The organism is Streptomyces sp. NPDC023723 (assembly GCF_040639815.1).
In the GTDB taxonomy this organism is placed as follows: Bacteria; Actinomycetota; Actinomycetes; order Streptomycetales; family Streptomycetaceae; genus Streptomyces.
On sequence record NZ_JBFAAP010000005.1, the window covers coordinates 191,991 to 205,514 of the forward strand.

The 13,524-nt window shown below is 75.6% G+C and carries 12 protein-coding genes; 7 read left to right on the top strand and 5 right to left on the bottom strand.

Annotation, left to right across the window (positions count from 1 at the left end; genetic code table 11):
- Nucleotides 1-262: 262 nt before the first annotated feature.
- The 3 genes from AB0G32_RS09055 to AB0G32_RS09065 form a co-directional block, all read right to left on the bottom strand.
- The gene (locus AB0G32_RS09055) at nt 263-748 is read right to left on the bottom strand and encodes a DUF3618 domain-containing protein (protein ID WP_361160338.1); all 486 of its coding nucleotides are present in this window, start codon (nt 746-748) and stop codon (nt 263-265) included.
- Nucleotides 745-1,185 (bottom strand): phage holin family protein, encoded by a 441-nt coding sequence (locus AB0G32_RS09060; RefSeq protein ID WP_361160341.1) that lies wholly within the window; start codon nt 1,183-1,185, stop codon nt 745-747. The genes AB0G32_RS09055 and AB0G32_RS09060 overlap by 4 nt, the downstream gene beginning before the upstream one ends.
- Before the next feature lie 114 nt (nt 1,186-1,299).
- Nucleotides 1,300-1,509: a hypothetical protein gene (locus AB0G32_RS09065; RefSeq protein ID WP_361160343.1), complete on the bottom strand. Its 210-nt coding sequence runs from the start codon at nt 1,507-1,509 to the stop codon at nt 1,300-1,302.
- Nucleotides 1,510-1,761: 252 nt separating this feature from the next.
- Between AB0G32_RS09065 and AB0G32_RS09070 the strand changes: the two genes are divergently transcribed.
- Nucleotides 1,762-3,903 (top strand): SpoIIE family protein phosphatase, encoded by a 2,142-nt coding sequence (locus AB0G32_RS09070; RefSeq protein WP_361160346.1) that lies wholly within the window; start codon nt 1,762-1,764, stop codon nt 3,901-3,903.
- Here the strand turns inward: AB0G32_RS09070 and AB0G32_RS09075 are convergent.
- Nucleotides 3,900-4,226 (bottom strand): helix-turn-helix domain-containing protein, encoded by a 327-nt coding sequence (locus AB0G32_RS09075; protein WP_361160349.1) that lies wholly within the window; start codon nt 4,224-4,226, stop codon nt 3,900-3,902. The genes AB0G32_RS09070 and AB0G32_RS09075 overlap by 4 nt on opposite strands.
- A 129-nt stretch (nt 4,227-4,355) precedes the next feature.
- Here AB0G32_RS09075 and AB0G32_RS09080 point away from each other — a divergent pair, with 129 nt between their 5' ends.
- Entirely contained in the window at nt 4,356-4,700 is a 345-nt protein-coding gene (locus AB0G32_RS09080; RefSeq protein WP_361160352.1) for an STAS domain-containing protein, read from the top strand.
- An 11-nt stretch (nt 4,701-4,711) separates the two neighbouring features.
- Here the strand turns inward: AB0G32_RS09080 and AB0G32_RS09085 are convergent, their stop codons facing one another.
- Nucleotides 4,712-5,368 (bottom strand): maleylpyruvate isomerase N-terminal domain-containing protein, encoded by a 657-nt coding sequence (locus AB0G32_RS09085; protein WP_361160354.1) that lies wholly within the window; start codon nt 5,366-5,368, stop codon nt 4,712-4,714.
- 269 nt (nt 5,369-5,637) lie between these two features.
- On the opposite strand from AB0G32_RS09085, the gene AB0G32_RS09090 reads away from it, so the two are divergent.
- The 5 genes from AB0G32_RS09090 to AB0G32_RS09110 all read left to right on the top strand — a co-directional run bounded on the left by AB0G32_RS09090 (nt 5,638) and on the right by AB0G32_RS09110 (nt 13,517).
- Nucleotides 5,638-6,408, top strand: a complete 771-nt coding sequence (locus AB0G32_RS09090) for a methyltransferase domain-containing protein (RefSeq protein WP_361160357.1) — start codon at nt 5,638-5,640, stop codon at nt 6,406-6,408.
- Complete coding sequence (locus tag AB0G32_RS09095) at nt 6,405-9,590, top strand: amidohydrolase family protein (protein WP_361160360.1); 3,186 nt, start codon at nt 6,405-6,407, stop codon at nt 9,588-9,590. Before AB0G32_RS09090 ends, AB0G32_RS09095 begins: the two co-directional genes overlap by 4 nt.
- A gap of 226 nt (nt 9,591-9,816) precedes the next feature.
- Nucleotides 9,817-11,439: a ribosomal protection-like ABC-F family protein gene (abc-f, locus tag AB0G32_RS09100; RefSeq protein ID WP_361160362.1), complete on the top strand. Its 1,623-nt coding sequence runs from the start codon at nt 9,817-9,819 to the stop codon at nt 11,437-11,439.
- Between the two features lie 48 nt (nt 11,440-11,487).
- Nucleotides 11,488-11,682: a DUF5302 domain-containing protein gene (locus AB0G32_RS09105; RefSeq protein WP_361160364.1), complete on the top strand. Its 195-nt coding sequence runs from the start codon at nt 11,488-11,490 to the stop codon at nt 11,680-11,682.
- A 497-nt stretch (nt 11,683-12,179) separates the two neighbouring features.
- Nucleotides 12,180-13,517: an MFS transporter gene (locus tag AB0G32_RS09110; protein ID WP_361160367.1), complete on the top strand. Its 1,338-nt coding sequence runs from the start codon at nt 12,180-12,182 to the stop codon at nt 13,515-13,517.
- The last annotated feature ends 7 nt before the right edge of the window (nt 13,518-13,524 follow it).

Genomic DNA, 13,524 nt, shown 5'->3' on the forward strand with positions numbered 1-13,524 from the left:
CACCCGGCCCTGCCCCACGAGCCGCGCCCGCCCGAAGCCGGCCCGACCCCACGAGCGGCGCCCGCCCGAGACCGGCCGCGGCAGCAGGCCCGCGCCCGCCCCGAAGCCGGCCCGCACAGGGAGTCGGGGCCCGGCCCCGACGCCCTCACCCACCCGGCCCGGCCCCACGAGCCGCGCCGCCCGAAGCCGGCCGCCGGTAAAAGAGCCCGCGCCCGGTCGGTACGTCCCGCCGGGGTGACCGGGCGGGCGTTCGCGGTCCGGGTCAGTTCCCCCGGCGCCGCAGTGCCAGCCAGAGCAGTACGGTGCCCGTGCCCGCGCCGGCCAGCAGCAGGACGCGGTGCTCCCGGGCCGCCCGGGCCGCCCGGTCGGTCTTCTCCCGTACCGGCTTCGGCGCCTTGTCGTGCCAGACCTGGCCGGCCCGGGACGCCGTGGCGCGGGCCTGCCCGGTGGCCCGGGCGGCCTTGTCCCAAACCGGATCCGGCACCTTGTCCCGGACCTGCTGCGCCACCTCGCCGGCCTTGGCCTTCGCCTGTCCGGTCACCGCGGCGGCCTGCTGCCTGGCCTGGCCGGCCATCGCCGCGGCCTGTTCCTTGGTCTGGTTCGCCTTCTCCTGGGCGCGGGCCTTGACGTCCGTCTTGGCCGCCAGCGCCTCCACTGTCTCGCCCAGTTCCTGACGGGTGCGTTCCACTTGCCGGCGCAGTTCCTCGGGGTTCTGCGCGGTCGGCTCGTCGTGCGGCGGCTGGGTCATCGGTGTGCGCTCCCCTTGATCTCGGCCACATCGGCCTTGACGTTCTCGATGGTCCGCTGCGGTGTCGGCGGCGCCGCCCGGCTGACCTGCTTCTTCCCGATCAGGGCCAGCACCGCGGCGAGCACGCCGAGCACCGCGGTCACGATCAGCGCCGCGGCCCACACGGGCAGCGGGACCGCCAGCGCGGCGATCGCGGTGGCCACCAGGGCCTGGAGCATCAGGAAGCCCACCAGGCCGGCGCCGCCGAACATGCCGCCGCCCTTGCCGTACCGCTTCCCCTTCTCCTTCATCTCCGCCTGCGCCAGCTTCAGTTCGCCGCGCACCAGCTCGGTCAGCTGCTGCGAGGCCCGCTGCACCAGCTCGCTCACCGGCTCCTGCCCCGGCCCCTGCCCCGGTCCGTGTCCGTCCGCCCCGGCGGAGGGCGGCCGTGTGCCCATGGTCGCCACGGTGATCATCTCCCGTTCCGTTCGCCGCTTGCCGGGTCCGCGCCGCGGTCCCGGCGTCCCTGAAGCGCGCGAGTACCCCCGACAGCGACTGCCAGACGGCCCGCGTCAGGCGGCGTCCGTGCGCCGGCCCTCGGCACCGGCCCGGCGATGGCGGTGCTCCGTCGCGGTGCCGCCGACCAGCCGCAGATGGCGGCGGCGCCCGTGCCGCACCGGCGACGGCTGGCGGGGCGGACCGAACAGCCGGTCCTCCAGCCGGTCCATCCCGAAGAGCACGAGCCCCAGGGCGGGCAGCAGCAGAACGGCGACGACGATCATCAGGGCCCCCTTCACCGACAGCACTGAACCGGGTGCCCGCTGTCCGGCCGCTGAGCGGCGGCCCGAGGTGAAGGTTCCATGACCGTGCGACTCCCGTCCGTCGCCATGCCGACCGCCCCGCGCGCGGGTAGCGTCCCTGAGTGGGGGAAGCCGTACCAGGTGCCGGGTCCGCCGCGCGGCCCGGCGGAGCGGGAAAGGACGAAGGTCGCTGCTGCCCGGATCAATCCTTCCCGGCGCTGCTGGAGGTGCCCGGTGACCGGCACACGCGGACCGGCCGTCGGCCTCGGCGCACTGGACGCCGCCTTCGCGGAGACCGTGCGCCGGATCGGCGCGTCCGTGGGCGCCCTCTACCTGCTGGCGCCGCGCGACCCGCTGCTGCGCCTGGACGCGCTGTACGGCGCGCCCGCCGAGTTCGCCGTCCCCTGGGTCAGGGTCCCGCTGGCCGCCGCCGCCCCGGTGGCCGACGCGGTCCGGGAGGACCGGCTGGTGTGGGCCGGCAGCCACACCCAGCTGGCCCGGACCCATCCCCGTACCGCGCTGGCCCTGCCCTACCCGATGGCGCTGGCCGCGGCCCCCGTCACCGGCGCTCAGTGCTGGGGCGCGCTGCTGCTGATGTGGCCGACCCCGCGCCCGCCGTACATGTCCGCCCGGGAACGCGGGCACATCGGCTCCAGCTGCCGGCGGCTGGCCCGGCTGGTCGAGGAGGCCGCCGGGCGCGGCGTCCTGCCGGGCGGTGACGCCCCGCCCCGGACCGTGCCGGCCGGGCCGGCCCACCGGGCCGCGGGCCCCGACCTGGCCGCCGCGGACTTCGCCGAGCGCCTCCCGGGCGGCAGTTGCGCGGTGGACCTGGCGGGCCGCTTCACCTACCTCAGCGCCGGTGCCTGCGAACTGCTGGGCGCCGACGCCGACCGGCTGCTGGGCACCCTGCCGTGGGAGTCGCTGCGCTGGCTCGACGACCCGGTCCACGAGGACCGCTACCGGGCCGCCGTCCTCGGCCGGCGGCCGGTCGCCTTCACCGCGTGCCGCCCGCCCGACCGGTGGCTGGACTTCCACCTCTACCCGGACGCCAGCGGCATCAGCGTCCGTATCGTCCCGAGCGACGCCGAGCCGCCGCCGGCCGCGGCGCCCCGCCGGGCCGCGCACCCCGCCACACCGGCCCGGGCGGGCCAGCTCTACCAGCTCACCCATCTGGCCGCCGCGCTGGCCGAGGCCGTCGGCGTGCAGGACGTCATGGACCTGGTCGCCGACCAGGTACTGCCCGCGTTCGGCGCCCAGGGCCTGATCCTGTCCGCCGCCGACGCCGGCCGGCTGCTGATCACCGGGTCCCGCGGCTACGCCCCCGAGATCGTCGAACGCCTGGACGGCTTGCCCGTGGACAGCGACCTGACGCCCGCCGGGCGCACCCTCGCCACCGGGGTCCCCGCCTTCTTCGCCGACCCGGTACAACTACGGCGCTCCTACCCGGACGCCCCGCTGATCAGCGGCAAGGCGGCCTGGGCCTTCCTGCCGCTGGTGATCTCGGGCCGCCCGGTCGGCTGCTGCATCCTGTCCTACGAGCGCGCGCACCGCTTCCCGGCCGAGGAACGCGCCGTCCTGACCGCGCTGGCCGGCCTCATCGCCCAGGCCCTCGACCGGGCCCGTCTCTACGACACCAAGCTCGACCTCGCCCACAGCCTCCAGCAGGCCCTGCTCCCGCGGACCCTGCCGGAGATCGCGGGTCTGCGGGTGGCCGCCCGCTATCTGCCCGCCACCCGGGGCATGGACATCGGCGGCGACTTCTACGACCTGATCCGGCTCGGCGACGGCGCCGCCGCGGCCGTCATCGGCGACGTCCAGGGACACAACGCGGCGGCCGCCGCCCTCATGGGACAGGTCCGGACCGCCGTGCACGCGGGCGCGGCCCGCGGCATCCCGCCGGGGCAGGTACTGGCCAGCACCAACCGGCTGCTGACCGATCTCGCCCCCGACCTGTTCACCAGCTGCCTCTACGCCCACCTGGACTTCGTCCGCGGCCGGGCCACCCTGGCCAGCGCCGGCCACCTGCCGCCCCTGGTCCGGCTGCCCGGCGGGGACACCCGGCCCGCCGGCGTGTCGCCCGGCCCGCTGCTCGGCATCGACCCCGACGCCGTGTTCCCGCACCGCGAGATCCCGTTCGTGCCGGGGCTGGCGCTGCTCTTCTACACCGACGGCCTGATCGAGATGCCGGGGGTCGACCTCGACGACTCCGTGGCCCGTCTCGCGCGCCACTTCGCCCAGGCCGACGAGGGAGACCTGGACCTGCTGATCGACGACCTCCTGGCCAAGGCCGGCCCCACCGGCCGGCGCACCGACGACGTCGCGCTCCTGGCCCTGCGCCGGGACCCGGCCGACGGGGGCCCCGCGTCCCCCGGCTAGGGCTTGGGGCCGCGCTGCGCGTCGTGCCGGGCCAGGACGGACAGGACCGCGGCCACGGTCAGCCCGGCCTCCGCCTCGGCGGGGTGCCGCAGCGGGACCCCCGGTTCGATCCGGTAGACGTTCGACCGCCCCTGGCGGGTGTGGGAGAGGTAGCCGTCCTCCTCCAGGTCGGCGATTATCTTGTGCACCGCGCGCTCGGTGAGCCGGCAGTGCGCGGCGATGTCCCGCACGCGCGCGCTCGGATCGTCGGCGATCACCGCCAGGACGCGGGCGTGGTTCGTCAGAAATGTCCAGCCGGTGTGTGGCTCAGGTACTCCACCCATGATCCCTGAGTATGACGTGTGTTTCATGCAACGGTAAATAGGAACACGGTTTCAGGTATCGGTTGACAGGTGTAGTGGCCGGGGTCGATTCTGGTGGCAGACCAAGCACGGGAAAGGACGACGTGTGCCATGACCCCGCAGCCGTTCTCCGCGGTGCGCTCTCTCACCCCCGGCGGCGTCACCGTGGTGACGCTGCACGGTGACATCGACCAGGACGTCGGCGCCGAGGTGCGCCAGGCGCTGCTGCCGTCCGGTGTTCCGGCTCCGTTCACGGTCGTCGACCTCGCCTCGGTGTCCTTCATGGACTCGGCCGGCTTCAACGCGCTGATCCAGGCCCACCGTGCCGCGATGTCCCGCGACGGCTGGATACGGCTGGCGGCGTGCTCGCCGGCGATCCTGCGGGTGTTCGACATCCTGGGTGTCGACGGGCTCATCGGCTGCTATCCCACGGTCCGGGAGGCCCTCGGCGACTGACCCGCCGCCGGTCATCCGAGTACGAACGGCAGCCGTGCGGCCAGCGGCCCGAGCCGGTCCCGTTCGGCGCCGTCCGGCAGCCGCCGCCCGGTGCCGAGCAGCAGCGCGTCCGCGTCGGAGAACACGGCGGGGAACGCCGCGGCGGTGATCCGCTCCAGCAGTTCCCGGGACCGCGCGAGCCCGGCCGCGGGCGGCCCCGGGACGGCGGGGAGGTGCGCCACCAGGTCGAGATGGTGCAGCGTCCACTCCAGGACGTAGGCGCCGAGGTAGTCGCCCACGGTGAGGACCTGGCCGCGGGTGCCCACCGTCCGGCCCGGATCGGCCGCCCCGGCGGCCCGGCCGGCCGCGCCGCCCACGTCGTCCAGGTGGAACTTGAGCAGCCCGGGGTCACGGTAGGCGGCGGCCAGCCGCACGGTCAGCGCGTCGAGCGGATCGTCACCGGTCGGCGGTGCCCCGGTGACCTCCCAGTACGTCGCCGCGTCCCGGGTGGGCGCGGCGTCGACCGGGGTCGCGAGGGTGATCAGGACGTCCTGGGCGTCGATGACCAGATGGCAGACCAGGTCCCGGACCAGCCAGCCGGTACAGCCGGACGGCCGGGCGAAGTCCGCGTCCGGCAACCCGTCGACCACCGTGCGCAGCGCCGCCCAGCAGCGCGAGAAGAGCTCCACGACGGCACGGTAGTGCGGAGCGCGCGGGCCGGCCAGCCACCGCCCGGACAGCGGCATCCGGCCCGCCGCCGGCGTCCGGCCCGGGACCCCCGAAAGGGGGGCGGTCGAAGCGTCCGGGGGTGGTGCGGCGGCCGCGGGCGTACCCGCACGCCCGCCCGTGCTTCCGTGCGCTCCGGCCGCACGCGCGCCCTCCACCGGCCGGGCGGCCCGCGGTGGCAGGGTCCAGTCGTCGTGACCCGCCCGCGAAACCCTCGAAAGGGGACCCAGGCATGGAACCGCCGAAGACCCTGACCACAGGTGGTCTGCGGACCGACGAGGACGCCTACCACGACGCGTTCACCCGGTTCCTGGCCCGCAGCGACGAGAAGGCCGTCCTGCACGCCTACCTCGACGAGGTGGTGCGCGGGCTGCCCGCCCGGCGGGTGTTCCTCGACGTGGGCCCCGCCGACGGCACCACCACCCGGCACGTCGGCCGGTCCTTCGAGCGCACCGTCTGCGTCGAACCCAGCGAACCGATGCGCAGGGCCCTCGCCCGCACCTGCCCCGACGCGGAGGTCCTGACCGAGCCGGTGCTCCGCGCCGACCCCGGCGCCCGCGTCGACCTGGCACTGCTCTCCCACGTGCTGTACTACATCCCCCGCGAGGACTGGGCCCGCACGGTCCGGCGGGTCCTCGGCTGGGTCCGGCCGGGCGGCACCCTGCTGGTCGTCCAGCAGGACCCGGACAACGCGTGCATGCGGATGGTGCGCCACTTCACCGGCGTCCGCCTCGGCCTGCGGGACCTCGCGGACGAACTCGCCGCCGCCCCGGCCGGCCCGGCCGGCGACCTCCGGATGGAGTCCGTGCCCGCCCACTACCGCAGCACCGACCTGGCGGAGACGGTCACCGTCGCCGGCTTCCTGCTCAGCTTCCCCGGCAGCACCCGGCCCGCGCGGCAGGCCGTGCAGGAGTACGTACAGCGGCACTTCGCGACGGCGGACGGCGGATACCTGATGGCGCACCAGCAGGACGTCCTGCGCATCGAACGTCCCGGCTCATGAGCCGGCCGGAACCGGTGGCCGGGACCGGCCGCGCGACGGACCCCGGCCGGGTCAGCCGGCGCGGCTTCCTGGGCGCGGCGGCGGGGACGGCCGCGCTCCCCGCCGTGGCCGGACCCGCGGCCGCGCACCCGCGGTCCCGGCGACCGGCGCCGGACTCGGTCGCCCTCACCGAGCTGACCGGCGGGTCGGTCACCGCCGCCCGGGGCGGCGACGTCCTGATCGCCGAGGTGCAGGGAGTCCTCTGGCGGATTCCGCGGGCGGGCGGCACCGCCGTGCGGCTGACCGACTGGGAACTGGAGGCGACCCGCCCCGCGCTGTCGCCCGACGGCACGACGGTGGCCCTGGTGGGTTACCGGGGCGGCGGCTTCCACCTGTGGACGCTGCGGGCGGACGGCGGCGGGCCGCGCCGCCTGACCGACGGGCCGTGGGACGACCGCGGCGTCGCCTGGTCGCCCGACGGGACCCGGCTCGCCTTCGCCTCCGAGCGGGGCGGCGACGCGGTGGCCGGCACCGCCTACGGCCTGTGGACCTGCGACCCCGACGGCGGCCGCGCGCGCCGGGTGACCGGCGGGGACTTCGACGACCAGGACCCCGCCTGGTCACCGGACGGACGGTCCCTGGTCTGCGTACGCGCCGCCCGGCTGCCCGACGGCACCTCCGACGGCGGCCGGACACTGGTGCGCGTACCCCTCACCGGCGGCGGGCCGGAGACCCTGCACACCGTGTCCTCGGGCCGCCTGACGTGCCCCGCCGTCTCCCCGGCGGGCCGGGTCGCCTGCCTGCGCCTGTCCGGCCCGGGCCCGTCGGCCACGCGGACCGCGCTGCTGGTGGACGGCCGGGTCGTCACCGACGACGAGGACCTCGCCGCGGCGCCGCCCTGCTGGCTCGACGAGGACCGGCTGCTGTACGTCGCCGACGGCCGCATCCGGATCCGTACCCTCGGCGCCCGCGGCAGCCGGTCCCGGGACATCCCGTTCGCCGCCCACCTGCCGGTGCCCCGCAACCGATGGCGGCCCAAGGCCCGCCCGTACGATCCGGCCCGCCCCGTCCCGGTGCGCGGCATCCACCTCCCGGCGCTGTCGCCCGACGGCCGCAGCGTGGCCTTCGCCGCGCTCGGCACCCTGTGGCTGCTGCCGGTCGGCGGGGAGCCGCGCGCCCTGGTGCGCGAGGCCCCGGTGCACCACCTCCAGATGCCCGCCTGGGCCCCCGACGGACGCAGCCTGCTCTACTGCACCGACCGCGACGGACTGGCCGCCGTCCGCCGCCGGCACCTGGACGGCGACCGCGACGAACTCGTCGCCGGCGGCGGCCGGCTGTACCCGGCGCTCTCCCCGGACGGCTCCCGCCTGGCCTGCCAGGACGTCACCGGCAACCTCCTGCTGCGCACCCTGGCCACCGGCACCGAGCGGGTGATCGCCCGGCCGCTGTCCGCCGACGGACCACCCGGCGCGCCCACCTGGTCACCGGACGGCCGCTACCTGGCCTTCTGCGACCGCAACCGGCTCAACCTCCGCTTCCGCGAGGGCTACCACCTGATCCGGGTCGTCGACACCCGCACCGGCACCGACCGGCGCCACCTGCCCGCACCCCACCAGTCGCTGTCCGACCGGGCCGCCGCCGGACCGGTGTGGTCGCCCGACGGCCGGCACCTGGCCCTGGTCGCCGAATCGGCCCTCTGGCTGCTGCCCGTCACCCCCGCCGGCGCCCCGGCCGGCCCGCCCCGCCGGCTCACCGACGAACCGGCCGACCACCCGAGCTGGGCCGCCGACTCCCGCACCCTGCTCTACCTCTCCCGCGGCCGCCTGCGCCTGCTCACCCTGGGCGCCGGCGCCGGCCGCTTCGCGACCCGGACGCTGGGCACCGCCGGGATCACCACCCGCCCCGCCCGCCCCGCCCGCCGCGAACCGCTGCGGGTGCACGCGGGCCAGCTCTGGGACGGCACCGGCTCGCCCCCGCGGCACGACGTCGACATCCTCGTCCGCGACGGCCGGATCAGCGCCGTCGAACCGCACCGCGCCCGCCGCCCCGGCCACCGCACCTTCGACGCCTCCCAGCAGACCGTGCTGCCCGGCCTGTTCGACAGCCACACCCACCCCTACACCGCCACCTACGGGGCCCGGCAGAACCTCGCGGCCCTCGCCTACGGCATCACCACCACCGCCTGCCTCGGCGGCTCCCTCTACGACGCCGTCCGGCTGCGGGAATCCACCGACAGCGGCCACAGCACCGGTCCCCGCCTGCTGGCCTGCGCGGAACTCATCGACGGCGCCCGGACCGCGTACAGCATGGGCCGGGCCCACCGCACCACCGCCGGTGTGCGGCGCACCCTGCGCCGGGCCGCCGCCCTCGACGTCGACTTCGTCAAGACGTATGTGCGGGCCTCCGGTTCCGTCATGGCCGAGGCCGCCGCGGCCGCCCACGCGCTGGGCGTGCCCTGCGGCAGCCACCTGTGCGCACCCGGCCGCGCGGCGGGGCAGGACCTGACCACCCACCTCCAGGCCACCCAACGCCTGCCGCACGGCCACGCCACCACCCCGCGGGGCCACATCCACCAGGACCTGGCCGCGCAGTACGCCGACGGCCGCTTCGGTCTGATCGGCACGCCGTTCACCGCGCAGATCCTGCTCGCCGCCGACCCCGCGCTGGCCGACGACCCCCGGGTGCGTGCCCTGCTGCCGCCCTGGGACGCCGCCGCCGTCCGCGACCGGGCCGGCACCGCGGCCACCGCCGCCGAACGGCACGCCCTGGCGGTGGAGATGGGCAACTACCGGCGGCTCGCCGAGGCCGGCGCCACCCTCGCCCTGGGCACCGACGCACCGCTGGTGCCGGCCGGCCTGTCGCTCCACCTCGGCCTGCGCGCCCTGCACGGCCACGGCTTCACCGCCGTCCAGGCGCTGCACACCGTCACCACCGTCCCGGCCCGGCTCTTCGGCCGCTCCGCCGACCTCGGCACGGTCGAACCGGGCAAGCTCGCCGACCTCACCGTCGTCGACGGCGACCCGTTCCGCGACTTCGGCCACCTGGTGCGAACCCGCGCCGTCCTGCGCGCCGGAACTCCGCACCGCACGGCCGAGTTGACCGCCGCCTACGGCACCGTCCCGCAGCCGCCCCCGGAAACCGGCTCGTGGCTCGACGTGGCCCACCGGCTCCGGCGCGGCTCCTGCTGCCGTCCCGACGACTGACTGACCCGCCCGATCGCCCGACCGCCCGCCGGCCCACCCGCGCTCCTGCCCACCCGCGCTCCTGCCCGGCTGTCCGGAAAAACTCGGTTGCCCCGCCGTCGGATGCGTGCCAGCGTGTGCGGGTACTGTCGTCGAGGCAACGGAGCGGACATGCTCATCCAGAACGTTCTCCCGACCCAGCGGCCCACCCGGGCCGCCTCGCTCGCGAACGTTCCGGAGTACTCGCATGCCCACGCAGCTCACCGCACGCGCCGTGACGAAGTCGTACCACGGCCGGCTCGTCCTTGACTCCGTCACCTGCACCCTCACCGCCGGTGAACGCACCGGTGTGGTGGGGGAGAACGGTTCCGGCAAGAGCACCCTGCTGCGGCTGCTCGCCGGTGCCGAGCGGCCCGACAGCGGTGAGGTCGTCGTCCAGACCGACGGCGGCCTCGGCCACCTCCCGCAGGACGGCCGGCTGCCGCCCCACCACACCGTCCAGCAGGTCGTCGACGAGGCACTGAGCGACCTGCGCGCCCTTGAGCGCCGGATGCGCGCGCTGGAAGCGGCGATGACCGCGGGCGAGGACGCCGCGCTCACCGAGTACGGCGAGCTGACGACCGCCTTCGAACTGCGCGGCGGCTACCAGGCGGACGCCCGCGTCGAGCGCGCCCTGCACGGCCTCGGCCTGCCCGGGCTGCCCCGCGGCCGGGCCGTCGGCGCCCTCTCCGGCGGCGAACAGGTCCGGCTGCGGCTGGCCGCCGTGCTCGCCTCCGATCCCGAGGCGCTGCTCCTGGACGAGCCCACCAACCACCTCGACGCGGCCGCCCTGACCTGGCTGGAAGACCACCTGCGCGGCCGCCGCGGCACCACCGTCGTCGTCTCCCACGACCGCGCCTTCCTGGACCGCGTCGCCACCACCCTCCTGGAGGTCGACGCCGACCGGCACACCGTCACCCGCTACGGCAACGGCTACGCCGGTTACCTCGCCGAGAAGGCCGCCGCCCGCGCCCGCCAGGCCCAGGAACACGCCCGCTGGCTGGCCGAGACCGACGCCCTGCGGGAGAGCACCGCCACCACCGCCCGCCGGGTCGCCCCGGGCCGCGGCATCCAGGACAAGAACAAGATGGCCTACGGCACGGCCGCCGGCCGCGTCCAGCAGGCCCTCGCCAGCCGCGTGCGCAGCGCCGGGCAACGGCTGGACCGGCTCCTCGCCGACCCCGTCCCCGCGCCCCCCGAGCCGCTCCGCTTCGCACCCGCGTTCCGGCCCAGCCCGCTGACCGGCACGGCCCTCACCGCCACCGGCCTCGCCGTGCACGGCAGGCTGGCCCCCGTCGACCTCACCGTCGAGGCCGGCGGGCGGCTGCTGGTCACCGGGGACAACGGCACCGGGAAGTCCACCCTGCTGCGTCTGCTGGCCGGCCGGCTCGCCCCCGACGCGGGCCGGCTGACCCGGCACGGCCGCGCCGGGCACCTGCCCCAGGAGCCCGTCTCCGGCCGGCCCGGCGCGACCGTCCTGGAGACCTACGCCCGCGGCCTGCCCGGCACCTCGGAGGAACACGCCGAACGGCTGCTCGCCCTCGGCCTGTTCGCGCCCGGCCGCCTCACCGCCCGGGTCACCGACCTCTCCACCGGCCAGCGGCAGCGGCTCGCCCTGGCCCGGCTGCTCAGCCGCCGCTGCGACGTCCTGCTCCTCGACGAGCCAACGAACCACCTCTCGCCGGCCCTCGCCGAGGAACTCCAGGAGGCCCTGCACAGTTACCCCGGCACCCTCGTCCTCGTCTCGCACGACCGCCGGCTGCGCGAGCGCTGGCAGGGCGGCCACCTCGCCCTCCCGGCCCGGGACCGGAGCCCCGCTCCGTTCGCCTGAGCCCCACCGAGCCACCGTCCGACCACCGAAAATGAAGGAGACCCCCACATGACCGACAGCCCGGAAAAGAAGACCGAGAAGACCGACGAGGAGACCGAGGCCAAGCGCAAGTTCCAGGAGGCGCTGGAGCGCAAGGCCCGCGCCAGCAGGTCCCAGCAGGCCCACCAGGACGGCCGGCAGAAGATCAAGGGCCTGAACGGGCCCAAGGGCCAGAGCCGCAACTTCCGCCGCAAATCCGGCTGACGCTCCCGCTACCGGGCCGCCGCACTCCGCACCGGCGGAGCGCGGCGGCTCCGCTCTGCCCCGGCGCGGGCCCGTGCCGTCCGCCGCGCGCCCGGCGGCACGCCGCCGCTGCCGATCCCGTCCCGGGCTGAGCCGGCCATCCCCTGGCCGCCGCCCTCAAGCCGTCCGTCCCCGGCGCCCCCCGGCTGCCGATCGCCGCGCTCATGGACCCGGGGCCGGCGTGCCGTCGAACAGGTGCCGCCGCGACCGCGCACGAGCCGGGTGCCGCCGGCCGGGTCCCGCGCGGCGCACCCCGGCATGCGGTGCCGACGGCGCGGCGATACGTCCCGACCGGCCCCGTCCCGGGCGCCGCGCGGACGAAGTCTTAAGCACCGGTTAGATCTCCGCCCGAGGCTCTGGTTGCCGTCCCGGTCATCGGTCAAGCTGCTGCGACCTGCGGTGATGCGGGTTCGCCGCAGGTATTTCCGATTCCTCACAGGCTGGAGACAGTTGTGTCCATGACGGGCGCGCGGGCCGCCGCGCCGAGCCCCTGGAAGGCGATCGTCGGCGGTTCGATCGGCAACATGATCGAGTGGTACGACTGGTTCGTCTACTCCACCTTCTCCGTCTACTTCGCCTCGGCGTTCTTCCCCGACGGAGACACCACCTCGCAACTCCTGCACACCGCCGGCATCTTCGCGGTCGGCTTCTTCATGCGGCCGGTGGGCGGCTGGCTGCTGGGCCGGCTCGGCGACCGGAAGGGACGCAAGGCGGCGCTGACCGTGACGGTGCTGATGATGTCGCTCAGCGCCCTGCTCATCGCCGTCGCCCCCACCCACTCCCAGGTCGGCTACTGGGGCGCGGTCGTACTGCTGCTCGCCCGGCTGCTGCAAGGGCTGTCGGTGGGTGGTGAGTACGCGGCCAGCGCCACGTATCTGGCGGAGGCGGCGCCCGCGGGCCGGCGCGGCTTCTTCGCCAGTTTCCAGATGGTGTCGATGAAGATAGGCCAGCTCATCGGGCTGAGCCTGCAGATCCTGCTCCAGCAGAACATGTCGGAGCAGACCCTGACCTCCTGGGGCTGGCGGATTCCCTTCGTCGTCGGCGCGGTGGGCTCCGCCGTGGTGTTCTGGCTGCGCCGCAACCTGGTGGAGACCGACGCCTTCGAGGAGGCGGTGGCCGAGGAGGCCGAGACCAAGTCGGGCAACGAGCGCGGGACCCTGCGCGGGCTGTGGGAGTACCGGCGCACCGTCGCCCTCGTCGTCGGCTTCAGCATGGGCGGCACCCTGTGCGACTACACGTACTCGACGTACATGACCAAATACCTGCACAACACCGCGGGGCTGAGCACCACGGACGCCTCGCTGGTCAGCTTTGTCGCCATCCTGGTCTTCATCTGTCTGCAACCTCTGGCCGGCGGTCTGTCGGACCGTATCGGCCGCCGTCCGCTGCTGATCGGCTTCGGGCTCGGCGCGATGATCTTCACCGTCCCCCTGATGTCCGCGCTCGGCCATGTCTCCACCTTCGGCAGCGCCCTGCTGCTGATGATCGCCGGACTGGTGATCATCACCGGGTACACCTCGATGAGCGCCCTGGTGAAGGCCGAACTGTTCCCCGCCCGGGTCCGCGCGCTGGGCGTCGCCCTGCCGTACGCGCTCGCCAACGCGCTGTTCGGCGGCACCGCCGAATACGTCGCGCTGTGGTTCAAGGACGCGGGCATGGAGTCCGGTTTCTACTGGTACGTCACGGCGTGCGCCGCGGTCTCCCTGGTGGTGTACCTGACCATGCGGGAGACCAAGGACGTGTCCTTCACCCGCGGCGAGCGGGCCCCGGGGAAGCCCGCCGAGGTCACGGCCTAGCCTGGGC

What these genes read in the sequence shown, in the direction of transcription:
- AB0G32_RS09055 (WP_361160338.1), bottom strand. Translation starts at nt 748, where the DNA reads ATGACCCAGCCGCCGCACGACGAGCCGACCGCGCAGAACCCCGAGGAA.
- AB0G32_RS09060 (WP_361160341.1), bottom strand. Translation starts at nt 1,185, where the DNA reads ATGGGCACACGGCCGCCCTCCGCCGGGGCGGACGGACACGGACCGGGG.
- AB0G32_RS09065 (WP_361160343.1), bottom strand. Translation starts at nt 1,509, where the DNA reads ATGATCGTCGTCGCCGTTCTGCTGCTGCCCGCCCTGGGGCTCGTGCTC.
- AB0G32_RS09075 (WP_361160349.1), bottom strand. Translation starts at nt 4,226, where the DNA reads ATGGGTGGAGTACCTGAGCCACACACCGGCTGGACATTTCTGACGAAC.
- AB0G32_RS09080 (WP_361160352.1), top strand. Translation starts at nt 4,356, where the DNA reads ATGACCCCGCAGCCGTTCTCCGCGGTGCGCTCTCTCACCCCCGGCGGC.
- AB0G32_RS09090 (WP_361160357.1), top strand. Translation starts at nt 5,638, where the DNA reads ATGGAACCGCCGAAGACCCTGACCACAGGTGGTCTGCGGACCGACGAG.
- AB0G32_RS09095 (WP_361160360.1), top strand. Translation starts at nt 6,405, where the DNA reads ATGAGCCGGCCGGAACCGGTGGCCGGGACCGGCCGCGCGACGGACCCC.
- abc-f (WP_361160362.1), top strand. Translation starts at nt 9,817, where the DNA reads ATGCCCACGCAGCTCACCGCACGCGCCGTGACGAAGTCGTACCACGGC.
- AB0G32_RS09105 (WP_361160364.1), top strand. Translation starts at nt 11,488, where the DNA reads ATGACCGACAGCCCGGAAAAGAAGACCGAGAAGACCGACGAGGAGACC.
- AB0G32_RS09110 (WP_361160367.1), top strand. Translation starts at nt 12,180, where the DNA reads ATGACGGGCGCGCGGGCCGCCGCGCCGAGCCCCTGGAAGGCGATCGTC.